Here is a 24429-nt window from a genome sequence, read left to right as displayed (position 1 = left end):
GGCGCTATTTCCCAGGCAGCTTCTTGGCGCCTGCGGCGTAGGCGCTGTCGGGCCAGTAGACCCACTTGCCGTCCTGCGCCACGTAGACGTTGGCGGAGACGATATTCTGCCGGTGATCGTCGAAATTGATCTCGCCGACGAGCGCCTGATAGCCCTTGGTGCCGTTGAGCTGGGCACGGACCTTCTTGCGGTCCGGCCCGACCTTGTCGATGGCGTCCATGATGAGATTGGCGGCGGAAAAGGCGAACGGCCCGTAGGCGTCGGGATCCTCGCGGTAGCCGGCCTTGGCATAGGCGTCCATGAACGCCTTGCCGCCGGCATAGCGCGTGAGCGGCGCGCCGTTATGGAACGAGATCGTGCCTTCCGCCGCGGCGCCGGCGCCGTCGAGGAAGCCCGCGCTCATGATGCCCGAGACGCCGGCGAGTTGCGCGGGAATGCCGAGCCGGTCCATCTGCGAGCGCACCCGCACGCCGAGCGGCGTCAGGCCCCCGATGAACACCACGTCCGGCTTCAACTCCTTCACCTTGGTCAGTTCCGCGGTGAAGTCCTGCTGGTCCGGCGGCACCGCGAAGGTCGCGAGAATATCGCCGCCCTGGGGCTTCAGATTCTCGGCGAAATATTTGTTCTGGCCCTTGCCGTAATCGGTGGTGTCGTGGATCACCACGAAGGTCTTGAAGCCCTGCTTGGTCAGGAACTCCGCCGCCATCTTGCCTTCGTTGATCATGGTCCCGTTGACCCGGTGGATCTCGGGATAATCGTTGCCATAGGTGATCTCGGGCAACACCGCGCCCCACACCACCACCGGCAGGCCGAACCGGTTGTAGGTGTCGACGGTCGCGATCGCCACGGCCGAGCAGTAATGCGTGATGCCGGCGATGATCGACTTGTCGGAAGCCGCCTTGGTCGCCACCTGCACGCCCACGTTCGGCTTGCACTCATCGTCGAACGGCACGAGTTCATAAGTATATTTGGAGGCGGGATTGGCGTTGTGGAGATCCACCGCGAGGGACGCGGAATTGCGTCCGCCGAGGCCGGTGGCGGAATTGCCGCCGGTCAGGGGGCCGATGAAGGCGATCTTCACGGTGTCGCGGGCGAAGGCGGGCGCCCCGGCAAGCGACACCGCGGCGAGCACGGCACTACAAAGACGCAGGATGTTTCGATTTCGCATCATGTCTAAACCCTCTGGATTATGTGTTTTTGGTGATTTTCCGGCGCCTTAGGCGGCGCCGGTACGCGCAGGGGCGTCAGCGCGCCCCATTCCCTGCAAACACCAGGTCGCCGACCGCGTCGAACACGCCGTCCTCCGCGCCTTCGGCGATGGCGACGTCCTCCGAGAAATAAGCCGGTTCGCGGGCGGTACGGTCGACGTCGAGGCGGAAGACGTCGAACCGGTTGTAATAGCCGACCACGTCGTGAAACTGTTTCGGCTCGACGCATAGCGCGGTGTCGATGTCGGCATAGAGGATGCCCTCGTGTTCGGACAGGACCTCGCCGACCACTTGGGACGCCGGCCCGAGCACCATGGAAATGCCGCGGGGAGACTTGTCCATGACCTCCAGGCTGGCTGCGCCGACCGAGCCCATGGCCTCGCGCATGGCCGCGTCGACGAAGCCGGAGGCGACGATGTTGAAGACCTTGGCCTCGAAGGCATGGGCGCCGGCGCGGATCTCGATGGCGCGCCGCAGATCGTAGGCGCCGTCTTCGTCCGGCGGGCGGGTCGGCCAGATCGGCGGGTAGGTCGAGATATGGACCTGCTCGCCCTGCGCCATCAGCGCGTAACGTGCGAGGGGATTGGTGTTTTCCCCGCAGATCAGCATGCCGATCCGGCCGAGATCGGTGGCGGTGACCCGCAATCCGCGCGCGTCGCCATTGGCCCAGACCAGCTTTTCGTAAAAGGTCGGGACCAGCTTGCGATGATGGTTGAGGATGGCGCCGTCGGGGCCGATCAGCAGGTTCGAATTCCAGATGCAGCCGACGCTGGCGTCCGTTCCCTCGGTAAATCCGAGCGACACATAGAGGCCGTGCCGCCGCGCGGCCATGCGGATGGTGCGGATCGCGCCGTCCGAGGGCTTCTGGGCTTCCGCGACCAGGGCGCGGAAGAAAGCGTGATTGTAGATCGGCGCCTGCAGCGCCGCCCAGACCGGAAAGCCGGGCAGGAAGGATTCCGGGAAGACGACCAGGGCGGCTCCGGCCGCGGCCGCTTCGGCGATGAGATCGCAGGCCTTTTCGGCCGTCTTCTCAGCGTCCAGGAAGACGGACGAGGTGTGGCAGGCGGCGGCCTTGAAGCGGGGATAGCTGACGGTCATTGGGCTCGTTGCCGGTGAGACGGGGCAGGACAGCCTCCGATCCCATGTTGCCGACACGGCAGCGCGGCGGAAGAACGAAAAAACGCACGACCCCTTGCACGCATACCCCGGGCGCGCCTCCGACACCGCCGCCGCTCGCCGACGGCGCCCTAAACCATGGATGAGATGAAGATTTTAACGCTCTCCCGGCGTCAGGCGGAGAAGTCGATGTCGGGGCCGATCGGAACCACGCCGAAGGGATTGATCTGGCGATGGCTTTCGTAATAGTGGCGCTTGATGTGCGCGAAATTCACCGTCTCGTCGACGCCGGGCAGAGCCAGGAAAGCCCGGACATAGCGCCACACGGCAGGGTAGTCCACGATGCGACGCAGGTTGCATTTGAAGTGCCCGTGATACACCGGATCGAACCGTATCAGCGTCGTGAAGAGGCGGATGTCCGCTTCCGTCAGCGCGTCGCCGAGCAGCCAGCGCGATTGCGCCAGCCGCGCCTCCAGCCAGTCCAGGGTCTCGAACAGGGGGACGACCGCTTCCTCATAGGCGGTCTGGTTCGCCGCGAAGCCGGCGCGGTAGACGCCGTTATTGAGGGTGCGATAGATCCGGTCGTTCACGGCATCGATCTCGTCCCGCAGCGGAACCGGATAGTAATCGCCCTCCGCCGCGCCCACCGCATCGAAGGCGCTGTTGAACATGCGGAGGATGTCGGCGGATTCGTTGGAGACGATGGTGCCGCGCGTCTTGTCCCAGAGCACCGGGACGGTCACCTTGCCGGTATAGGCCGGGTCGGCCGCGGTATAGATCTGGTGCAGGTAGGCGGCGCCGAGAATGGGGTCGCCCGTGACGCACGGGTCCGGCGCGAATGTCCAGCCGTCCTCGCGCATCAGGAAGTGCACCACGGAGAGCCCGATCATCGCCTCGAGCCCCTTGAAGCGGCGCATGATCAGGGTGCGGTGCGCCCAGGGACAGGCGAGGCTGACATAAAGATGATATCGGCCCGGCTCCCCCGGAAAGCCGCCCTCCCCTGTCGGTCCGGGCCTGCCGTCCGGCGTGATCCAGTTGCGAAACCGGCTGTCCTGGCGCTTGAAGCGGCCGTCCGCCTTGTCGGCGAACGCGTCCCCGGCGATCCACTGTCCCTCGACGAGCTGCCCCAAGACGTGCCTCCTTCGCTGCGCTCACCCTGTCCCAAGGCGGCATCGCCTGCGGCGGGCCGACGACGGCATCCGATGCCTTGTCGGGAGAATGATCCTCGGCGTCCCGGGGTTCCGCCCCCAAGGCTCTCCCATGTTACCGCACACACAGAATCGCTGCTTACCCCGCTCGCACTTTAAGATCCGAAGCAATGAAAATGTCTGCCCCCGGTGCAGAAAAGTTTTGGCCGAATGTGCTGAAAAGATCACAGAGAGGCATGTTTTATAATCGCATCCGCCACAAGCGGCCGATGTTGAGCAATTAAGTGGCGCTGACCTACGAACCTGCTAATTCTTTTGGCTTTGAAGCAGTGTGGGGCGGGCTTGTCATGACAGCTGGGTTTCGCGGGCGTCTGCTCGCATCTTGCGCGCATCTGCCGATGCTCGGCATCATGGGCGTGCTTTCGGGCGGGCTGTTGGCCTGCCTTGCGGACGCCGGCCTCGGCGCGGGAGCCCAGGCCGCATCCGCCACGCCCTATACGACGCTGAATTACGGCACCACCGGCACCTTTCTGACCGGCATTCGCGGCAACACGATCGTCGGCAATTATGTCGTCCCCGGCACCACCGCCACCGGCGGGCTTCTGTACAATACGAGCACCGGCCAATGGTCGGCGATGCCGGTGGCCACGGCCAATGGCGTGAACTATCCCGGCGCCATCGGCTCTTCGCCCTATGGGCCGAGCTTCGGCAACCAAGGCGGCGTGCTGCGCACCGTGGGCAGCTACATCACCGCGGCATCCTCGCCCTACGACCTCAGCTATCTCTACGACGCCGCATCGGCGCCCGGGCAGCAATTGACGGAACTGGCCTATCCCAGCGCGCCCGGCAACCCAACCCTCTACACGATCGCCCACAGCACGTTCGGCAATACCGTCGTCGGCAATTACGATACCCGCTTCGCGACCGGCAATGCGATGATCTACACGATCTCCACCGGCACCTATGTCACCAACAACAAGCCCGACGCGGTCAGCACCACCGCCTATGGCGTCTATGGCGACATGATCGCAGGCGGCTACGCCAATGTCGGACCGGGCGGCGGGATCGGCTTCGAGCACGGGTATCTCTACGACCAGGTCACCGGGAAATGGACCACCTACGACCACCCGGAAGCCATCATCACCCATCTGGAAGGCATCACCGGCGCCGGGCGGTCGGGTGAGTACAATATGGTCGCCGACTGGGTGACGCCGGACGGCGTGGTCCATGCCGGGGTTCTCCATGTCGACGCCCTCGGCATTCCGACCTGGTACGAAATCAACATTCCCGGCGCCACGCTGGTGTCCTCGAACTCGGCCTATGGCGACACCGTGGTCGGCATCTATCTGCTGCCGGGCTCGACCACGCCGAACGGCTATGTCGCCACCATTCCCGGCATCTACAATCCCATCCGCAACACCGAGACGCTGACCTCCGCCGCCACCGATACCGCCGCTTTGTCCGGCCGCAAGGGCGACGACATCGTCAATAGCGGCACCGTCCAGATGACCGGCAAAGGCGGCGTCGGCATGCGCGGCGAGACCTTCGGCGTGCTGACAAATACCGGCACCGTGGTCGCGACCGGCCTCGTCGGCGCGGCAGTGGAAATGCACGGCCTGTACGGCACCTTCCTGAATTACGGCACGATCCAGGCCCCGGCGGTCGCCGACGCGCTGCGCACCGGACCCGACAGCTACGGCACCGTCATCGTGAATGCCGGCATCATCGACGGCCGCATCGCCGCGACCGCGGGGCCGGCGAAGCGGTTCGAGAATTCCGGCTGGATCGGCGTCACCGGCACCGGCATTCCGATCACCCATCTCCTCAGCGGAATCTATGCCCAGACCGCGGCCGGCACGCTGTCGCTGCGCGTCGGGGCGGACGGCAATGACGCCCTTGGCATCACCGGCGTCGCCCGGCTCGCCGGCACGCTGGAAGTCCCGTTCCAGACCTCGACGCTGGCGAACAGCTACACCTTGCTCGTCGCCACCGACGGCATGACCGGCACCTTCACCACTCTGGCGACCTCGGGCCTGCCGAGCTATGTCAGCGCGGCGCTGGAGTATGAGAGCCGGAGCGTCGCCCTCACCCTCACCTCGCACATGGCGCAGCAGATCGGCCTCACCGCCAATCAGTCCGCCGTCGGCGGCACGGTGGACGCCGCCTTCAACAGCGGGGTTCTGACCAATTCCGGCACCGCGACCGCCGCCGCGCTGAACGGGCTTTACAGCCTGAGCGGGGCGCAATTGGGTCCGGCGCTCGCCGGCCTGTCCGGCGAAGCCTATGCCAGCGAGCGCTCGGTGCTCCTCAATGACGGCCTGTTCACCCGCCAGGCCGTGCTCGGGCGCCTGCGCCAGCTCGCTTACGGCAATGCGGCGGGGCCGGTGGCCGCGCTCGGCTATGCCGGCGACGTGCTGGCCTACAGCGCCGAGCCCAAGGCCGCGGCGGCCCCCGGCACCGCCGCCCTCGCCCGCGCGGCGAATGCCCCCTCCGCGCCTTCCACTCCCGGCCTCGCCATGTGGGCGACGGCCTATGGCAGCTGGGGCAGCTTCGACGGCAACAGCAATGCCTCGGCCGTCGACACCACGCTCGGCGGCGTCGTGACCGGCTTCGACGCGCGGATCGGCACCCACTCCTATCTCGGCGTGGCGCTCGGTTATTCGCAGTCCAACAGCACCATCGGCGGGGTCGCCAGTTCGGCGCAGGCGGATAGCGGCCTGATCGCGGCGTATGCAGGAACCAGTTTCGGCGCCTGGAACCTGCGCGGCGGCGTCAGCTACACGCTCAGCCAGGTCGATACCTCACGCACAATTCTGATCCCCGGCCTCACTGAGAGCGCGCAGGGCCAATACAATGCCGGCCTGACGCAGGTGTTTGGCGAAATCGGCTACGGCATGACGTTCCAGTCGGTCGCCGTCGAACCCTTTGCGGGGCTCGCCTGGGCGCACCTCCACACCGATGGCTTCACCGAGCAGGCCGCAGCCGTGGGCCTGACCGCCGGAAGCTCCGCCTCCGATGTCGGCTACGGCACGTTGGGCGTGCGGGTGACCACCGACATCTCGCTGGCGAACGGCGCGGTATTCACCCCGCGCGCCTCGGTCGCCTGGCAATATGCCTTCGGCGACCTCACCCCGACCGCCACTTTGGGCTTCACCGGCCTTGCCGGCTCGGCCTTCGCGATCAGCGGTGTGCCGCTCGCGACAAATTCGGCGCTCCTCGACATCGGCGCCGACCTGCGCATCAGCGCGGCCTTGAAGCTCGGCGTCTCCTATGTCGGCGAATTCGCCAGCAGCGCGCAGGAGAATGCGGTGAAGGGCACCGTCACCTGGGCATTCTGAGATGGGCCGGCCGCGGCGCCCCGATACGGGCGCCGCACCCTCCGGGATGGCGCGGAACGGGCCAAAGATTGCCCGCGCCGGCCAATGACCCGGGAATGGCGCTTTCCATAGAAAATTTCATGGTATAATCTTTCTTTGGACAGGAAGATTGCCGTGACCCATCCGCTCGCCACCGCCGCCCGTCCCGACCCCGGCCCCGTCGTCACCAAGGCCGTTCTGCGGGCCGCCGACCGGCTGCGGGTCTCCGCGCGGGTCCTCGCCACGATCATCGGCGTCAGCGAGGCCACGGTGTCCCGCATGAAGCGCGGCACGTTCGGGCTCGAGCCCGGCACCAAGCCGTTCGAACTCGGCGTGCTGTTCCTGCGCGTCTTCCGGTCGCTCGACGCGATCGTCGGCGGGGACGAAAGCGTGGCCGCGGACTGGCTGGTCAATGCGAACATCGCGCTCGATGCCCGGCCGATCGAGAAACTGCAAACCGTCAGCGGACTGGTCGATGTCGTCACCTATCTGGACGCCCGCCGCGCTCTCGTCTGAGGTCCGGCCGTTCGACGGCGCGTGCTGGCGGCTCGTCGAAGCGCAGCACCGTGTGTCGACGTTGAAGCTCACCGACACGCTCGCGGAACAGGCGCTGCTGGAAGACCTGATCGAGGACACCAAGCCGGCGATCCCTCCGGCATGCCGGCATCTCGACTTCCTGCTCGCGACCCCCTTCCGCTATGGCGCGCCCTACCCGCACGGCTCGCGCTTCCGGCGCGCGGGGCGCACCCCGGGCGTCTATTACGCCTCCGAGACCTGTGCGACGGCGGTTGCGGAAATGGCGTTCTACCGGCTCCTGTTCTTCGCCGACTCACCGCGGACGCCCTGGCCGGCCAATGCGGCGGAATTCACCGCCTTTTCCGCCGCGCTCGCGACCGAGCGCCTCCTCGATCTGACCGAGCCCCCGCTTTCCGCCGACGCGGAAATCTGGACCGACCGCACCGATTATGGCGGCTGCCAGGCCTTCGCCGACGCGGCGCGCGCAATCGAAGCCGATGCGATCCGCTACCGCTCCGTGCGCGATCCGGCAGGCGGCGCCAATCTCGCACTCCTCCTGTGCCGGGCCTTCGCCCGGCCGGCGCCGGTCGACCGCCAGACCTGGCGCCTGCGACTGAGCCGGTCCGGCGTCCAGGCGTTGTGCGAATTTCCGCGGCAGGCCCTGGAATTCCCGCGCGACGCGTTCGCGGCGGATGCGCGGATCGCCGTGCTGGACTGGGAGCGCGGCACAGCCTGAGGGCCGCGCCTCTCGCATCCACCGGTCTCAGTGCGAGGCCCTCAGGTCTGAGCGCGCTTTATTGGTCCCGGCGCGGGCCGGTGGAGCCACGCAGGATCAGATCGCCGGGAATGAGTTCCGTCACCGCTTTGCGGACGGGCGCCGCGGCGGCGTCGACGCCCAGCAGGTCCACCACCCGCGCCGCCATCTGCTCCCAGGGGTGGCGGACGGTGGTCAGGGCATAGGTCGGCCAGGCGGCCAGGGGGACGTCGTTGAAGCCCACCACGGAGATATCGCCGGGGACCGAGAGGCCGCGGCTGCGGAAGGCATCCATGCCGCCGATCGCCATGATGTCGCTGGCGAAGAACACCGCTTCGGGGCGGCTGGCGCCGGCGGCGAGACGCAGCGCCGCCTCGTATCCGGCCTCGTAGCTATATTCCCCCGCCTGCTCGATGACGCAGGACGAGATGCCTGCCTGCGCCAGTTCCGAGACGAAGCCCTGCTGGCGCTCCAGGCTGGTGCTGGCGTCCGGCTGGCCGACGACGAAGGCGAAGCGCTTATGCCCGAGCCCGACGAGATGCCGGGCCATCTGGCGTCCGCCCTGGACGTTGTCGCAGCACACGGCGCTGATATCGAGGCCCGGCACGTTGCGGTTCAGCAGCACCACGGGGGTCTCGCGCTTGGCGCAGATCCGCGCCATGTCGGAGGTCACCGCGGCGGAGGTGATGACGATTCCGTCCACCTGATACTGAAGCAGCGTCGGCATGATCGCATCGAGGCCGCCGGCCCGCGACGAGGAAAACAGGAGGGTCTGCTTGCCGCCGGCCTGCAGCCGGTCGGTGAGGATATCCAGAAGGGTCGTGTAGAACGGGTCGACCAGATTGCCGATGACGATGGCGACGATCCCGGTCCGCCGGGTGATGAGGCTGCGGGCGATGATGTTGGGCTGGTAGCCGAGTTCCATCGCCGCATTGGCGACGCGGGTGCGCATCTCGTCGGAAATGCTCGCGCTCGGCGAAAAGGCGCGGGAAATGGTGGATTGCGAAACGCCGAGCCGCCGCGCAACTTCCTCGGCCGTGACGCGACCCAGACCGCGCCGCCCCGCCTTCGTCCCCTTCATGCCGGACCACCCATCGGTGCATGACCCCCAGGGTTGGTGCCATACAAAGCTGGCGAAGGAAAGCCGTGTGCACAAAATAGCTTCATCCGGCTTTGCATACGCATGCATAATGAGCTTGTGCAAAATTCAAAGGTGACTTTAGTGTTCTGCACCGTCCTGCGCGCCAAAGCGGCGGTAAAGCGCGGAATCGGTCTGCGGAAAGGTGCGTGCCATGGTCGACAGCGAGGCATACAAGCAGGGCATGCGCCGACTGGCGGCGGGCGTCACCATCATCACCACGATCGAGGATGGCCGCCCCCACGGCTTCGTCGCGACCGCTGTCAGTTCGGTGGCCGCCGAGCCCAATGCCACGCTTCTGGTCTGCGTCAACCGCAGCGCCCACAGCCACGGCGTGATCCACCGCACCGGCATCTTCTGCGTCAACGTGCTGAGCCACGAAGACATGGAGACGGCCCGCCGCTTCTCCGCATCGCATCTGCGCGAGGCGCGGTTCGCGGATCAGGCCTGGGACCGTCTCGCCACCGGCGCGCCGGCACTGCCGAGCGCGCTCGCGAGCTTCGACTGCACGGTGATCGCCGCCATGGAAGTGCATTCCCACACGGTGTTCATCGGCGAGGTCCAGCACCTGTCGATGCGGGACATCAAGACGCCGCCGCTGCTCTATTTCAACGGCCGCTTCGAGGCCCTTCCGGCCGCCGGATAGGTTCCGGCAGCCGCGCGGCGGCGGTCAGCTCGCGAGATTCTCCTTCAGCGTGCGGCCCTCATAGGCGGTGCGGTACCGGCCGCGGCGCTGCAGTTCGGGGACGAGCTGGGTGACGATGTTGTAGGGTACGGCGCGCGGGCTCGCCTGCGAGATCGAAATCATGAAGCCGCCGCGGCTGCCCGTGCCCTCGAACATTTCCTCCATCCGATCCGCCACCTGCTTGGCCGTTCCCGCCATGGTGATCGCGTAGCCGGTGGCGTGGCGCAGGCCGTGCTCGAAGAAGTCGTCGAGGCTCATTTCGGTGTCCTGGCCATATTCCTTGGCCAGCAAAGCGACGAAGCCCACGGGCGAGGCGTTCGCGGCGGTGATCCGCGCCTGGAGCTCGGACAGCGTGAAGCGCTGCGGCAGGGTCGACATGTCGAAGCCGGTATTGTGCGACAGCCACACGCCGACCGCCTCGCGCGACACGCCGTCGATCAGCCGCTCGCGCAGCGCCTGCGCCTCGGCCTCGGTGTCGGCCACGATTGCGCGCATCGACCAAAGGATTCCCACGTCCTCCGGATCGCGGCCCTCGGCGCGCAAGGCGGCGTCGAGGTCGCTGCGCTGCTGCTGCATGAGCGGCACGGACTTGGTCAGGCCGAACACGTGATCGGCGACGTGGGCGGCGGCGCGGGTGCCGCGCGGCGAGCCGCCCGCCTGGATCACCACCGGGTGGCGCTGCGGCGAGGGCAGAACGCTGAGCGGCCCCTTCACCTTGAAGAACTGGCCGTGATGATTGATCGGCCGGACCTTGGCGGGGTCAGCCACCTGGCCGGTCGCGCGGTCCCAGACGAAGGCGTCGGGATCGAGGCTGTCCCACAGCGCCCGGCAGACATCGACGAACTCCTCCAGCCGGTCGTAGCGGGAATTGTGGTCGACGAGTTCGTCATAGCCGTAATTGGCATAATCCGAGCGGCGCTGGGACGTGACCACGTTGAACGCCATCCGCCCATTGGTGACGTGGTCGAGGGAATTGAGCAGGCGCGCGGTATAAAAGGGATGCATGAAGGTGGAGGCATAGGTCAGCCCGAAGCCGACATGGCTGGTGACCCGCGACATCAGGGTGATCCAGGGGCTCATATCGAGCCGGGGCCAGGCCACGCCGTAGCGCACGGCATCCTCGATGCCGCCCTCCCAGGTGTCGGGAATGCCGGTGCCGTCGCCGAAGAAGATCATGTCCAGCCCGCCGCGCTCGGCGAGCCGCGCCATATCCTCGAACAGGCCCACGGACGGGTAGTCGGGCCCGACCCAGGAGCCCGGCTGACGCCACTGGGTCTCCACATTGGTCCAGGACATGTCGAAGGCCAGGTGGATTTTCTTCATGATCCAGGTCTCTCATGACTTAAAACTGGGCAACTCGCGCCGCGGCGCGGGTAGATACTCGACATGATGTGCAATGACGGTGCCAGATCGCCTATGCATACGCATCCAATCTGATCGCGCCGACCCATTCCTGCCCCATACGCCTGACGGGCCGGCCCGTCAGGCGATGCGCTCCGCCCGCGCCAAAGGCGGGCGGGGCGTTGCGGCCGCGTCGTGCGGGATCGGTGCAGCGATCCGCGGGATCGTCGCGTCGCGGCAGACTCCGGAATCCGCGGCGCCGTGCTCATTTTTTAGAATGCATGCGCATGCAATTTGATCTTGCCGCTCGGTCAAAGGGGGCTACGCTTTCCAACTGCGCCACTTTCGAAAAGAAAGATTCAGGTCCGGATGATTTATGATCAATTCCTCCAGACTCTACTCGGCGGCCTCGCAATAGGTTGTATTTATAGCCTTATTGCACTTGGCATTTCGATGATCGTGCGGGCGACCGACATCCTTCATTTCGCCCAGGGCGAAGTCATGATGGTCGGGGCGATGACCGGCTTCTCGTCCGGCGTGTGGGCCGGAAACGCGCCGCTCCTGGCGCTGATCGGCGGCACGTTCGGCGGCGGCCTCATGGCGGTCGCGGTGGAGCTCGGCGTCTATCGCCCGCTGCGCGCCCGGCGCGTTCCCCTGATCAACGTGGTCATCGCGACGATCGGCGTGTCCATCGTCCTGCAGAACGTGGCGCGTCTCGTCTGGGGCTCGGAACCGCTCGCTTATCCCGCGCTTTTCGAGACGCGGGGCCTCGTCATTTCCGGCTTCACCGTCTCCCCGCAGCTCGCGACCATCGTCGTGCTCAGCGTGCTCATCATGGCCGCGCTCGCGGTGTTCTTCCGCTACAGCCGCGCCGGCATCGCCATGCAGGCGGCGGCGCAGGATCCGGATGCCGCGCGCCTGATGGGGATCAGCGTGGAACGGGCGACCGTGAACACCTTCGCCGTCTCCGGCATGATGGCGGGGGCGGCCGGGGTGCTGCTCGGCTCGCTCTTCTTCGCCTCCTTCAACATGGGCTTCATCACCGGGATCAAGGCCTTCGTCGCGGCGGTTCTGGGCGGGCTCGGCAGCGTGCCGGGCGCCATGGTGGGCGGGCTCCTGTTCGGCGTGATCGAGACCTTCTCCGCCATGTTCATCTCGACCTCCTACAAGGATGCCGTGGGCATGGTCGTGCTCATCCTCATCCTGCTGGTGGCGCCGATGGGCCTGTTCGGCCGCGCCGGCCGGCAGGTCTGAGGCGCGATCGATGAAGATGCCCCCCGCTCTGCCCCGCCTCATCGCGCTCCTGATCCTCGTGGCGGTGCCGCTGGTCGAGCACAATGCCTATTGGCTGCACGTCTTCAGCCTCGCGCTCATCGCCGCGATCCTCGCCCTCGGCATGCAGCTTCTTCTCGGCATGGCGGGCCTGCTGTCGCTCGGCCAGGGCGCCTTCTACGGCATCGGCGCCTATGTGGCGGGGGCGCTCGCGGCGAATTACGGCGTGCCCTTCCTCCTCACGCTGCTGGCGGGCGGCCTCGCCGCCGCCGCCGCGAGCCTGCTGCTCGTCCCGATCGTCCGGCTGAAGGGCACCAGCCTCGCGGTGGCCACCCTCGGCTTCAGCATCATCGTCCACCTCGTCATCCTGAACGAGGAATGGCTCACGGGCGGCAGCCTCGGCCTCATGGACATCCCCAAGCCCACCCTGTTCGGCGTGTCGGTGGCCGATGACGACGTCTTCTATTGGGTGTGCCTCGTCATCCTGGTCCTCGTCTTCGTCGCCATGGACCGGATTTCCAAATCCCGTTTCGGGCGGGCGCTCTCGGCGATCTGCCAGGACGAGGAGGCCGCCCGCGCCAGCGGCATCCGGCTCGCTTGGTCCAAGAGCAAATGCTTCCTCGTCGCGGCCTTCACCGCGGGCGTCGCCGGGGGGCTGTTTGCCTACCACTCGCGCTATCTCAGCCCGAGCGACTTCACCTTCAACGAATCCATCGAGATCATGATCATGGCGGTGATCGGCGGGCTCGGCAGCCTGTCCGGCGCGGTGGTCGGCGCCTTCGTCGTGGTGCTGATGCCGGAAGTGCTGCGCTCCTCCGGCGAACTGCGCATGATCCTGTTCGGCCTCGCCGTCATCCTGCTCATGGCCGCCGGCAATCTCGGCATTGTCGGTCTCGCCTCTCTGGCTGCGGCCAAGCTCTTCGGCCTGTTCTCCTCTGCCCGGGCGTGGGTCTCCAAGCCGCGGGAGGCGAACTGATGGCCGCCTTGCTCGAAACCCGCGGCGTCTCCCGCCGCTTCGGCGGCCTCCTGGCGGTCGACAGCGTCGATCTCGACGTGACGGAGGGCGAGGTGCACGGCCTCATCGGCCCGAACGGCGCCGGCAAGACCACCATGCTGAACCTTCTTTCGGGCCATCTGCCGGTGTCCACCGGCACGATCCTGTTCGCCGGCGCCGACATCACCCGCCTGCCCTCCGAGCGCCGCGCCGCGGCCGGCATCCGCCGCACCTTCCAGAACCTCAAGCTGTTTCGCGAGATGACGGCGCTGGAAAATGTGATGGTGGGGCTTCACGCCTCCACCCGCGCGGAGATCTTCCACGCTCTGCTGCGCACCCGCTTCCAGAAGCGGGAGGAAGCCGACATCGCGGAGAAAGCGCGCGCCGCCTTGGCGTTCGTCGGGCTCACCGCGCTCGCCGACCAGCCCGCCGGCAGCCTGCCCTACGGCCATCAGCGCCTATTGGAGATCGCCCGGGCCTTCGTCGCCGAGCCGCGCCTGCTGCTGCTGGACGAGCCGGCCGCGGGCCTGAATGCCAGCGAGAGCCGCCATCTCGTCGACTTCATCTTCCGGATCCGCTCGGCCGGCACCACCATCATCCTCATCGAGCATCACATGGACGTCGTGATGCCGACCTGCGACCGCATCACCGTCCTCAATTACGGCAAGCTGCTCGCACGCGGCACGCCCAAGGAGATCCGCGCGGACGGGGCCGTGATCGGCGCCTATCTCGGCAAGGGCGCGGTCGCCGCGGCGGCCGCCGTGCGCAAGGCGGAGGCCGCGCATGCTGCGCATTAACAATCTCTCGGTCAGCTATGGCCCGGTCGCGGCCCTGCGCGGCATCGACCTCACGGTCGAGGCCGGGGAGACCGTCGCGCTGGTGGGGTCCAACGGCGCGGGAAAATCCACCACGCTGAAGGCCATATCGGGCCTCGTGCCGCCGTCTGGCGGGACCATCGAATTCCTCGGCGAGACCCTCAACGGGCTGAAGCCGGAGGCCATCGTCGAGCGCGGCATCGTCCACGTGCCGGAGGGCCGGCGCATCTTCCCGCGCCTCAGCGTCGAGCAGAATTTGGAAGTGGGCGCCTATTCCGCGCGCGCCGCGATGCGCCGGCGGCGGATCCGCGAGGAGGTCTATGCGCTGTTCCCACGCCTGCGCGAGCGGCGCCAGCAGATGGGCGGCTCGCTGTCGGGCGGCGAGCAGCAGATGCTCGCCTTCGGCCGGGCGATGATGGCGCAGCCGACGCTGCTTCTGCTGGACGAACCCTCGCTGGGCCTCGCCCCGATCATCGTCGAAGAGGTGATCCGCGCCATCGCGCATTTTCGCGCCGAGGGGGTGACGATCCTGCTGGTGGAGCAGAATGCCGAACTCGCCCTGACCCTGTCGGCGCGCGGCTACGTCCTCGAGACCGGCCAGGTCGTCTTGACGGACGAAAGCCAGACGCTGATCACCCACCCGAAAGTCTGGGCCAGCTATCTCGGCGAGAAAGAGCTCGAAGACACATAAGAAAAGCACCCGTCAACGGGGATATTCACCACTCAAACCTTCCGGAGTGTGGTCATGGCGAAATTGAACAGAAAATTACGATCGCTTCTTCTCGCGGGGCTCCTGGCGTCAGGGGCCGCGACGGCAGCTCTGGCCGACACGGTCAAGATCGGCGTGTTCGGCCCGATGACCGGCGATGCCGCCGCCATGGGGCAGAGCGAGAAGGAAGCCGTCGATCTCGCGGTCAAGGAGAAGAACGCCGCCGGCGGCCTTCTCGGCAAGCAGATCGAAATCATCTATGCGGACGATGCCGGCAAGCCGGAAGAAGCCGTGAATTCGGCCAAGCGCCTCATTTCCAAGGATGAGGTGCTGATGATGATCGGCTCGATTTCGAGCCCCGCCAGCCTCGCCGCCTCCCAGGTGGCGCGGCAGATGGAAGTGCCGCAGATCGTGGTCGCGGGCACCGCCCAGAAGATCACCACCGCGGGCAACAAATGGGTGTTCCGTTCGCCGGTTCCCGACACCAAGCTGGTCGCGGATCTGGTCGACTTCATCCACGAGAAATTCCCCAACTACAAGAAGTTCGCGTTCCTCTACGTGAATGACGATTTCGGTCGCGGCGGCTTCGAGGCCTTCAAGAAGGCCGGCGCGAAATACGGCTACGAGATCGTCGCCGAGGAGCGCTATGCGCGCGGCGATCTCGACTTCACGGCCCAGCTCAACCGCATCAAGGCGAGCGGCGCGGACGCCATGATCGAATGGTCGCGCTATACCGAGGGCGCGCTGGTCGCCAAGCAGTTCGCCCAGATCGGGCTCACCCTGCCGCGCTTCGCCTCAGACGGCGTCGCGACCCCGAAATTCATCGAACTCGGCGGCAATGCGGTCGACGGCGTGATGTTCACCACCCATTTCAGCCCGGCGACGGTGGCCGACATCCCCGCCGCCAAGAGCTTCATCGACAAGTACAAGGCCGCCTACGGGCGCACCCCCGACGCGTATGCGGCGGAAGCCTATGACGCCATCACCATCGCCATGCTCGGCATCGAGAAGGCCGGAAAGGCCGACCGCGCGGCGGTGCGCGACGCGCTCGCCAAAGTCGAATTCGGCTCCACCCGCGGCGCCTTCAAGTTCGACGAAAAAGGCGATCCGCTGCTCGTGACCCATGTCGTGAAGATCGATGCGGGCAAGGAAACCAACGCCCGCAACATCCCGGTCCAGAACTGAGCCGGACCCGCCCCGGCTGGCTTCGGCCGGGGCGCTTTTCCGGCCGAAAGAAGGGGCAATGCCGTGGTCGAGATCAAGCGCGTCACGTCCAGCAATCCCAAGCCGCTGGCGAATTATTCCGAGGCGAGCCTGGCCGGCGGCCTCCTGTTCCCCGCCGGGCAGCTCGCCAGCGACTTCAAGACCGGCGTTCCGGCGGAAGCGCGCAAGCACCCCGCCTTCCCCTATTACGGGTCCGACATCAAGCTGCAGACCCGCTACATCATGGAAAACCTGAAGCGCACCTTCGAGGCGGCGGGATCGTCGCTGAAAAATGTCGTGAAGGCCCAGGTCTTCCTCACCGACCTCAACGACTTTTCCGGCTTCGACGAGGTGTGGAAGGAGTATTTCGAGGTGCCGCCGCCGCGCACCACCGTGGGGACGACGGGCCTCCTGATCCGGGACACGCTGATCGAGATCGACCTCGTCGGCTATGCGCCGGATCTCGGCGTCCATCGCGTCGTCACGTCGGAAAACCCGAAGCCCCTCGCCAATTATTCCGAGGCCGTGGAGATCGGTGGCCTGCTCTTCCTCGCCGGCCAGCTCGCCAGCGACTTCAAGACCGGCGTCGCGCCCGAAGCGCGCCGCGACCCGGCCTTCCCCTTCTACGGCTCCGACATCAAGCTGCAGACCCGCTACATCCTGGAAAACCTGAAGCGCACCCTCGCCGCCGCCGGATCCTCGCTGGAGCAGGTGGTCAAGGCGCAGGTCTTCCTCACCGATCTGAAGGATTTCGCCGCCTTCGACGAGGTCTGGCGGGATTATTTCAAGGTGCCCCCGCCGCGCACGACCGTGGGCACGTCGGGCCTCCTCATAAAGGACACGCTGATCGAGATCGACCTCATCGCCTATGTGCCCAAGGACGGGCTGACGCACGAGGTCATCACCTCGGCGAATGCCAAGCCCATCGCCAATTATTCCGAGGCCGTCGCGGTCGGCCCCTTCGTCTTCGCCGCCGGCCAGCTCGCCAGCGACTTCAAGACCGGCGTTCCGGCGGAAGCGCGCAAGCATCCCGCCTTTCCCTATTACGGGTCCGACATCAAGCTGCAGACCCGCTACATCATGGAAAACCTGAAGCGCACCTTCGAGGCGGCGGGCTCCTCGCTCGACCAGGTCGTCAAGGCCCAGGTGTTCCTGACCGACCTCAATGACTTCGCCGGCTTCGACGAGGTGTGGCGAGAATATTTCGCGGTGCCCCCGCCCCGCACGACGATCGGAACCTCGGGCCTCCTGATCAAGGACACCCTGATCGAGATCGACCTGATCGGCGTGCGCTGACGGCGCGCCGGGGCGGCCGCGCCCCGGCCACCGTCGGCGCAGGATCTGCGCCGCGCCCGGCAGTCTCGACGCGCTATTGGGTGATCTCCGGCTCGACCAGCCGGGCGAGGTTGCGCAGCGATTGCTGCCAGCCGAGATAGCACGCCTCCGGGGGGATCAGATCGGGAATGCCGGCCTGCTCGACCTCCAGCTCGGTGCCCACCGACACCGCCTTCAGCGTCACGGTCACCTGCATCTCGCCCGGCAGGTTGGGATCGTCGAACGTGTCGGTGTAGCGCACCCGCGCATCGCGGACGAGTTCGACATAGGCGCCGCCGAACGCATGGCTGTCGCCGGTCGTGAAGTTGCGGAACGACATTCTGAAGGTCCCGCCGACCGTCGCGTCGAGATGATGGACGGTGCAGAGGAAGCCGTTGGGCGGCAGCCATTGGGCGAGCGCATCCGCCTCGAGGAAGGCGCGGTAGACCTTCTCCGGGCGGGTCGCCAGAACGCGGTGCAGGCGGATGGTGCTGGGCATGGGCGTTGGTCCTCGTGACGGGGAGACGGGCGCCGACGATGCCGGCGCCGGGGGGCGCTGGAACCGGCGGGATGTCCGAGGACACCTGTTCGCCGATCCCTTCCGCCTATCCCTGCCCCCGAGGACGCACGAGCGGGGCGCGATCCGACACCGACCCGCACGTCGCCCCGGCGCGGCGGCGGCATCCGCTGGGGACCCTCACCGGCCGGGCCGCCGGGGGAGAGAGGCTGAGCCTCGCCCTCGCCAAATCCGGCTGCGACTTCGTCGTCACGACGCCCGATCTGGAGCGCAAGGCCATCCAGGCGCCCGACGTCGCCAGCCTCATCCCCCGCGCCGCGTCGGCCTTCGGCCTGTCCGACACCGGCTTCATCCCGGCCCAGGGCGCACACGGCGCGGCCGCATCCGAAGTGACGGGCTGACCCGTCGGCCCCAGGCCAGGCGTCCTCGTCGAATGCCCCGGGCGACCCGAACACCCCGCGGCGTTCGACGGATCCCCGGCAACGGGCGGGTTCGTACACGGGCGAGGAGATCGCGCGGCGCGCCGGACCGAAACAGCCGACGCTCCGGCGGGCCCGTCACCGCGCAGGGATCCCCGACGCCGCCGCATCGCGCCTGCGCACCAGCCCGGCCGTCGACCGGACACGTCCCTGGTCCTGGATCCGGCCTGCGACCAACCTTGAGCGGCGCCTGCGCGCCAAAATCAATAAAATTACGAATAAATATTTACACCGTTCAATTTATCTCCAGAAAATCGTCAATAAAAAATATTTCTTTAAATATGAGTAAAGTTTTATGTAATAAAGCTACATAAAAGACATCATAAAAATACACCTTTCACAATTTTAACGAAATTCACGCTTTCGCCGAGAGCGGAATTCAAAACAAATACTCAGAAAACTGAAAATATAAAGACTCATGTGACGCAAGTGCGGTCCTAGCCACATTCACGATCCTGTGTAATGTTTGCGCCCGAGAACACAATCGGGTGAACATTAGGAGACGGAAAGTGTGCAGGCCTCTGGTCCGCGTCGCCCTGACAGCTTGGTTCCTGGCCCTCTTTTCCGGTTTCGCAGACGCCCAGACCCCGCCGCCGCTGCTTGCGGCCGGCGACCTGGTGGTCACCGGCTTTGCCGGCGTGCAGCCGCCCGATCCAGCCCGGCCTCTCCCGCCGGGCAAGACGATCGACGATCTGACCTTCATCGATCCCGACGGCATCTCGGCGCGGCTCTTCGATCCGTCGCGGCCCGGCTATGTGTGGGACGGGCGGGTCTATGACGCGCCGGAAAAGCTGGCCGTACCGGCGAAGACGGTCGGCCAGGTGTTCGGCGTCGCGATCGACGACGCCATCGCGCCGAACGCCTATCTCGCCGCGACCTCGGCCTTCGGCCTGAACCTCGCCGCGCCCCTGCCCGACCGGACGCTGGAGCGCCGCAAGACCGGCGGTCCCGGCACGCTCTGGATGCCGGGCCAGTTCGGCACCGACCTGCGCGGCGGGCCGGGCAGCATCTACAAGGTGGACGGCGTCACCGGCGCGGTCAGCCTGTTCGCGCAGGTGGCCTTGAACGGGCGCGCCAATCCGGGGGCGGCGCTCGGCAATCTCGCCTTCGACGCCGCGCACCAGCAATTGTTCGTCTCCGATCTGCATACCGGGATGGTGCACCGCCTTGCGATCCGCGACGGCCGGGAGGCCGGGCCGGCCTTCGACCACGGCACCGCCGGACGGACCGCCGCCGGCCTTCCGCCGGTGCCGTACGATCCCGCGTTCCGGGTCGAGATCACCGATCCGCGCTTCAAGTCCGAGGATCCCGCGAGCTGGGGCTATGCGCCGGCCCCGCGCCGCGTATGGGGCCTCGCGCTTCACGAGGGCCGGCTGTTCTATTCGGTCGGCGACGGCGCGGACGGCACCCCGCCGCAGATCTGGTCGGTGGGTCTGACGCGCGACGGCGGCTTCGCCGGCGATCCGCGCTGGGAACTCGACGTCTCGGTCGAGTTCGGGGCCTATGCGGTCTCCGACATCGTGTTCTCCCACAAGGGGGCGATGATCCTCGCCCAGCGCACCGCCCCGACCGGCAGCTACGATTATCTCGCTTTGACCCAGCCGGGCGAGCCGCGCGTGCTGCGCTATTGGCTCGAAGACCCCAACGATCCGGCGACGCCGAGCCGCTGGATCAAGCTGCCGGAGGAATATGCCGTCGGCTTCGCCGGCCCCTACCGCAACGCCAATGGCGGCGTCGATCTCGGCTATGGCTATGACGAATACGGCGTCATGACCGGCGGCGCCTGCGAATATGCGCTGTGGGCCACCGGCCAGCAGCTGCGCAACGATCCGAGCCTGCGCGAATGGATGGAGCCCGGCGGACCGCTGGCGATCTCCGGCCTCCAGGGCAGCCCGGCCGGCCCGGTGCGCGGCTTCAACGCGCCGCCCGAGGCCAGCTATTTCATCGATTTCGACCGCCGCGAAGACGATCCGCGCATTGCCGGCCATCTCGGCGGCGTGCGCGTCGTCAAGGTGCCGTGCGTGCCGCCCGTCGCCTGGTATGGCGGCCCGGGCTATCCGGCCGAACCGCCTTATGTCTATGTCGAAACCGTCGTCTGGCCGCCGGTCGTGGTGATCAGCGCCTGCCCCTGGCCGCTGCTTCCGAACGGCACCTGCGGCTTCTTCGTCGAGATCGGCTGCCCCTGGGGCTTCGCCCGCGACGGCCTGTGCTGGCCGGTTTTGCCCGACTGCCTGACCAATCCCGACCCCCGTCTGTGCGGCGCGACCGAGATCGACCTCAAGCTCGACAAGGTCGCCGGCAAGTCGGTGCGCGATCCCACGACCGGCCTGTGGACAATCGACTTCACGCTCGCCGTCACCAATGCCGGCGCCCCCTTCGCCCCCGGCGGCAGCATCACCCTGACCGATGCCGTGCCGGCGGGCATGGTTTTCGCCGCCGCCGCCGGCACCAATTGGTCCTGCGCGCCCGCGCTGCCGATTTCGACCGGCAGCCTGAGCTGCACCCACGCCTTCGGCCCCGGCACCTTCGGCACCGGCCAGATCGCCGATCCGCTCACCATCACGGCCACCGTGAAGGATCCCGGGAAGTACGAGAATTGCGGCCTGGTGGGCGTCGCGCCCGCGGCCGGGCTGCGGGAAACGACGCTGGACAACAATCGCAGCTGCGCCGGCATCGAGGTGAAGACCGATCCCAAAGTCGACGTCAAGCTCGTCAAGACCGGGAAGATCGAGGCGGCGGCACCTGCCGGCCCCGCGCCGGCCGCCGGCGCCGCGACCCTCACTTATACCCTCACCCCGACCAATGTCGGGCCGGGCTTCACCGGCGCGAACGCCATCACCATCACCGACACGGTGCCCGCCGGCCTCACCTTCACCGCCGTCGCGGGCGGCGCCGACTGGACCTGCGGCGCGGCGCCCATCGCCGCGGGCGCAACCCTGACCTGCACTTATGTCGGCGCGGGCCCGGCGGCGGCGGGCGACGCGCTCGGCGCGATCACCATCACCGCCACCGCGGCCGGACCCGGCCCGTGGGAGAATTGCGCGACGGCGGCGATCGCGCCGGCTTCGGGCGTCGATTCCAATCTCGCCGACAACACGTCCTGCGTCACGCTCAAGGACGACGGCTTCGACGTGGTCGAGGATCCCCCGGAAGTGCCCAAGGTCTGCGGCATGAACGTGATCTTCGTCGTCGACGAATCCGGCAGCGTCGGCACGTCCGCGGGCACCGTGCAAGGCGCCCTGAACAATGCCGCCAACCTCTTCCGGGCCAACGGCTCGCAGGCGGCTTTGATCCATTTCTCGGATTCCGCCCAGACCGTCCTGCCGATGGCGGCGACGACCTATTCCAGCATCGCGACCGGCTATGCGCCGTTCGGCGGCACCAATTGGGAGGCCGGCCTCGCCGCCGCCTTGACCTTGCTGCCCGGCCCGCCGCCGGGAACCGTCGTGGTCTTCATCACAGACGGCGTGCCGAACGCCTATCTCGATGCCGCCGGCACGACCCAGTACACCGACTCGGTCACCGCGACCAACGAAGCCATCCCGGTGGTCAACCAGCTCTATGCGGCCGGCGTCCCGGTGATCGGCATCGGCATCGGCAGCCTGTCCACCCATCTCAACGCGCTGCTCGGGGGCAATGTCCTCTCCAGCAGCTTCGGGACCTTGAACAGCACCCTCACCGGCCTCGCCCGCGAAATGTGCCCCGGCCTCTATCTCACCAAGAGCATCTCGCCGACCTACATCAACATGCACACCAATCCGGTGACCGAGGTGACGGTCACCCTGTCCTTGACCAACACCGCGGGCGCGCTGACCAATGTCGTGGTGCAGGACGACCTGCCGCCTCAGCTCACCACCCCCAGCAACCCGGTCGCGACCTCGAACCCGGCCTCCGTGCCGCCGACCAGCGCGGTGGTCGGCGATCCCGTGGTGTGGACCATCCCGACGCTGGCCGCCGGCGGCACCGCGACCTTGAGCTTCAAGGTCACGCTCGCCCCGACCGCGCCGATCCCCACCAACGGCACGTGGCTGTGCATGAAGAATTATGCGCAGGTCACCGCCGTCGGCACCGGCACGGTCGGACATGTCCCGAACAATATGGCCAATGCCGAAACCGGGCCGGTGCACGAACCCGACGAGGCCAGCGGACAGGTCTGCCTGCAGGATTATGTGGCGACCCCGCCGGAGCCCTGCTCCGCGCCCTATCTCTGGGTCAAGAAGACGACCTTGAACGAGGTCTGCCGGCCCGGCGGCGAAGGCGGCATCCCGTGCAGCTTCAAGGTGACCGTGACCGCCCGCTGCATGGCCTTCGACGGCCCGGTCCTGTTCGGAGACGGCGTCTTTGCGAGCGGCACGGCGACCCCCCTGCCGATCGCCTCGATCACCGCCGCGCCGCCGGTGGCCTGCACCTGGGGCGGCACGACCCCGGCGACCTGCGCGGTGCCGAACTTCCAGCTCGCGCTCAATCAGAGCGTGACCTTCACGGTGACGCTGGGATCGCCGGTGCCGCCGGGGACCTATTCCAACTGCTTCGTCGCCGACGGCCTCGCCCCGGTGGCGACCGACTTCCCGACCGCCCACGGCCAGATCAACCCGAACAGTTCGTCGAACGGCGGAAACTGGGGCCATTGCGCCCCGTTCCTCGCCGCGGCCGCCGCGCCGATGGTCGCCGGCTGCCCGGCCGGACAGGCCTTCATCGCAGGCCGCGGCTGTGTCGCGCCGCCGCCCAAGACCTGCGCGGCCCCGCTCGTCCTCACCCCGAAGGGCACCTGCGAATGCCCGCCGGGCAGCGTCCAGCGCGGACGGGAATGCGTAAAGGTTCCCACCTGCGCCGCGCCGCTCGTCCTGAGCCCCCGCGGCACCTGCGAATGCCCGCCGGGCTCGACCCCGCGCGGACGCGAATGCGTGCGGCCCCCGGCCTGCGCCGCCCCCCTCGTCATGACCCCCATGGGCACCTGCGAATGCCCGCCCGGCTCGATCCAGCGCGGACGCGAATGCGTGCGGCCCCCGGCCTGCTCGCCGCCTTTGCTGATGACCCCGAAGGGCACCTGCGAGTGCCCGCCGGGCTCGATCCAGCGCGGACGGGAATGCGTGCGGCCCCCGGCCTGCGCCCCGCCTTTGCTGATGACGCCCAAGGGCACCTGCGAGTGTCCGCCGGGCTCCGTCCAGCGCGGACGGGAATGCGTGAAGGCCCCCGCCTGCGCCCCGCCCCGCATGATGACCCCGACCGGCGCCTGCGAATGCCCACCGGGCACCATCCAGCGCGGACGCGAATGCGTGAAGGCGCCGGCCTGCGCCCCGCCTTTGCTGATGACGCCCAAGGGCACCTGCGAGTGTCCGCCGGGCTCCATCCAGCGCGGACGGGAATGCGTGAAGGCCCCCGCCTGCGCCCCGCCGCTTCTGATGACGCCCAAGGGCACCTGCGAGTGTCCCCCGGGAACCATCCAGCGCGGACGGGAATGCGTGAAGGCGCCCGCCTGCGCCCCGCCCCGCATGATGACCCCGAAGGGCACCTGCGAGTGTCCGCCGGGAACCATCCAGCGCGGACGGGAATGCGTGAAGCCGAACCAGGGGCCGACGCTGGCCTGCCGTCCGCCGGCGGTGCCGAACGCGGCCGGGACGCAGTGCGTCTGTCCGAGCGGCACCCAGATGCAGGGCGATGCCTGCCGCCCGGTGGCCCGCCCGCCCACTGACGTCCGTCGGCCCGACGTGCCGCAAACCGACACCAAAGGCGGCGCTGTGGGGACGCAAGGACCGGCCAAGCCGACGCCAAGTTCCCCGGCAAATCCGCCGGCGAACCCGCGCCTGCCGATCCCCGGCGTGCAGTGATCGTGCCGCCGCCCCGGCGGCGGCACCCTTTTGCCC

18 protein-coding genes are annotated in these 24429 nt (G+C 67.4%); 12 read left to right on the top strand and 6 right to left on the bottom strand.

Annotated features, from left to right (window positions below):
* Window positions 1-4: 4 nt before the first annotated feature.
* From EDC64_RS08540 to EDC64_RS08530, 3 genes are all read right to left on the bottom strand, one after another.
* Complete coding sequence (locus EDC64_RS08540; RefSeq protein WP_245504604.1) at window positions 5-1171, bottom strand: branched-chain amino acid ABC transporter substrate-binding protein; 1167 nt, start codon at window positions 1169-1171, stop codon at window positions 5-7.
* 73 nt (window positions 1172-1244) lie between these two features.
* A complete protein-coding gene (locus EDC64_RS08535) occupies window positions 1245-2306 on the bottom strand; it encodes a carbon-nitrogen hydrolase family protein (RefSeq protein WP_132030865.1) in 1062 nt (353 codons plus the stop codon).
* A gap of 191 nt (window positions 2307-2497) precedes the next feature.
* Window positions 2498-3454, bottom strand: a complete 957-nt coding sequence (locus EDC64_RS08530; protein ID WP_132030864.1) for a glutathione S-transferase family protein — start codon at window positions 3452-3454, stop codon at window positions 2498-2500.
* A gap of 365 nt (window positions 3455-3819) precedes the next feature.
* Here EDC64_RS08530 and EDC64_RS08525 point away from each other — a divergent pair, with 365 nt between their 5' ends.
* From EDC64_RS08525 to EDC64_RS08515, 3 genes are all read left to right on the top strand, one after another.
* Window positions 3820-6810, top strand: coding sequence for an autotransporter outer membrane beta-barrel domain-containing protein (locus EDC64_RS08525; RefSeq protein ID WP_245504603.1), 2991 nt, complete (start codon window positions 3820-3822; stop codon window positions 6808-6810).
* Between the two features lie 147 nt (window positions 6811-6957).
* Window positions 6958-7344 carry an antitoxin Xre/MbcA/ParS toxin-binding domain-containing protein gene (locus EDC64_RS08520; protein WP_207915990.1) on the top strand — a complete coding sequence of 129 codons (387 nt, stop codon included), beginning with the start codon at window positions 6958-6960 and terminating at the stop codon, window positions 7342-7344.
* Window positions 7304-8080, top strand: a complete 777-nt coding sequence (locus EDC64_RS08515) for an RES family NAD+ phosphorylase (RefSeq protein WP_132030863.1) — start codon at window positions 7304-7306, stop codon at window positions 8078-8080. Before EDC64_RS08520 ends, EDC64_RS08515 begins: the two co-directional genes overlap by 41 nt.
* Window positions 8081-8138: 58 nt before the next feature.
* Here EDC64_RS08515 and EDC64_RS08510 read toward each other — a convergent pair whose 3' ends face one another.
* Entirely contained in the window at window positions 8139-9179 is a 1041-nt protein-coding gene (locus EDC64_RS08510) for a LacI family DNA-binding transcriptional regulator (protein WP_165933695.1), read from the bottom strand.
* Window positions 9180-9390: 211 nt separating this feature from the next.
* Here EDC64_RS08510 and EDC64_RS08505 point away from each other — a divergent pair, with 211 nt between their 5' ends.
* Window positions 9391-9882: a flavin reductase family protein gene (locus EDC64_RS08505; protein ID WP_132030861.1), complete on the top strand. Its 492-nt coding sequence runs from the start codon at window positions 9391-9393 to the stop codon at window positions 9880-9882.
* 24 nt (window positions 9883-9906) lie between these two features.
* Here the strand turns inward: EDC64_RS08505 and EDC64_RS08500 are convergent, their stop codons facing one another.
* Window positions 9907-11244: an NtaA/DmoA family FMN-dependent monooxygenase gene (locus EDC64_RS08500; protein ID WP_132030860.1), complete on the bottom strand. Its 1338-nt coding sequence runs from the start codon at window positions 11242-11244 to the stop codon at window positions 9907-9909.
* Between the two features lie 387 nt (window positions 11245-11631).
* Between EDC64_RS08500 and EDC64_RS08495 the strand changes: the two genes are divergently transcribed.
* The 6 genes from EDC64_RS08495 to EDC64_RS08470 all read left to right on the top strand — a co-directional run bounded on the left by EDC64_RS08495 (window position 11632) and on the right by EDC64_RS08470 (window position 17551).
* Window positions 11632-12516 carry a branched-chain amino acid ABC transporter permease gene (locus tag EDC64_RS08495; RefSeq protein ID WP_132030859.1) on the top strand — a complete coding sequence of 295 codons (885 nt, stop codon included), beginning with the start codon at window positions 11632-11634 and terminating at the stop codon, window positions 12514-12516.
* Window positions 12517-12526: 10 nt separating this feature from the next.
* Window positions 12527-13510, top strand: a complete 984-nt coding sequence (locus EDC64_RS08490; protein ID WP_165933694.1) for a branched-chain amino acid ABC transporter permease — start codon at window positions 12527-12529, stop codon at window positions 13508-13510.
* Window positions 13510-14325, top strand: a complete 816-nt coding sequence (locus EDC64_RS08485; protein ID WP_132030857.1) for an ABC transporter ATP-binding protein — start codon at window positions 13510-13512, stop codon at window positions 14323-14325. The genes EDC64_RS08490 and EDC64_RS08485 overlap by 1 nt, the downstream gene beginning before the upstream one ends.
* Window positions 14312-15034 carry an ABC transporter ATP-binding protein gene (locus EDC64_RS08480; protein ID WP_132030856.1) on the top strand — a complete coding sequence of 241 codons (723 nt, stop codon included), beginning with the start codon at window positions 14312-14314 and terminating at the stop codon, window positions 15032-15034. Before EDC64_RS08485 ends, EDC64_RS08480 begins: the two co-directional genes overlap by 14 nt.
* A 54-nt stretch (window positions 15035-15088) precedes the next feature.
* Window positions 15089-16237 carry an ABC transporter substrate-binding protein gene (locus tag EDC64_RS08475; protein ID WP_132030855.1) on the top strand — a complete coding sequence of 383 codons (1149 nt, stop codon included), beginning with the start codon at window positions 15089-15091 and terminating at the stop codon, window positions 16235-16237.
* Between the two features lie 63 nt (window positions 16238-16300).
* On the top strand, window positions 16301-17551 hold the full coding sequence (locus tag EDC64_RS08470; RefSeq protein ID WP_132030854.1) for a RidA family protein: 1251 nt from the start codon (window positions 16301-16303) through the stop codon (window positions 17549-17551).
* A gap of 73 nt (window positions 17552-17624) precedes the next feature.
* Here the strand turns inward: EDC64_RS08470 and EDC64_RS08465 are convergent, their stop codons facing one another.
* Entirely contained in the window at window positions 17625-18068 is a 444-nt protein-coding gene (locus EDC64_RS08465) for an SRPBCC family protein (RefSeq protein WP_132030853.1), read from the bottom strand.
* Window positions 18069-18139: 71 nt separating this feature from the next.
* On the opposite strand from EDC64_RS08465, the gene EDC64_RS08460 reads away from it, so the two are divergent.
* Together EDC64_RS08460 and EDC64_RS08455 are read left to right on the top strand one after the other, a co-directional pair.
* A complete protein-coding gene (locus EDC64_RS08460) occupies window positions 18140-18487 on the top strand; it encodes a hypothetical protein (RefSeq protein ID WP_132030852.1) in 348 nt (115 codons plus the stop codon).
* A gap of 587 nt (window positions 18488-19074) precedes the next feature.
* A complete protein-coding gene (locus EDC64_RS08455) occupies window positions 19075-24393 on the top strand; it encodes a VWA domain-containing protein (RefSeq protein WP_132030851.1) in 5319 nt (1772 codons plus the stop codon).
* The last annotated feature ends 36 nt before the right edge of the window (window positions 24394-24429 follow it).

This window comes from Aquabacter spiritensis (assembly GCF_004346185.1).
Taxonomy (GTDB): domain Bacteria; phylum Pseudomonadota; class Alphaproteobacteria; order Rhizobiales; family Xanthobacteraceae; genus Aquabacter; species Aquabacter spiritensis.
Note: the sequence above shows the minus strand (reverse complement) of the source record. Positions and strands in the feature narration are given on the sequence as shown.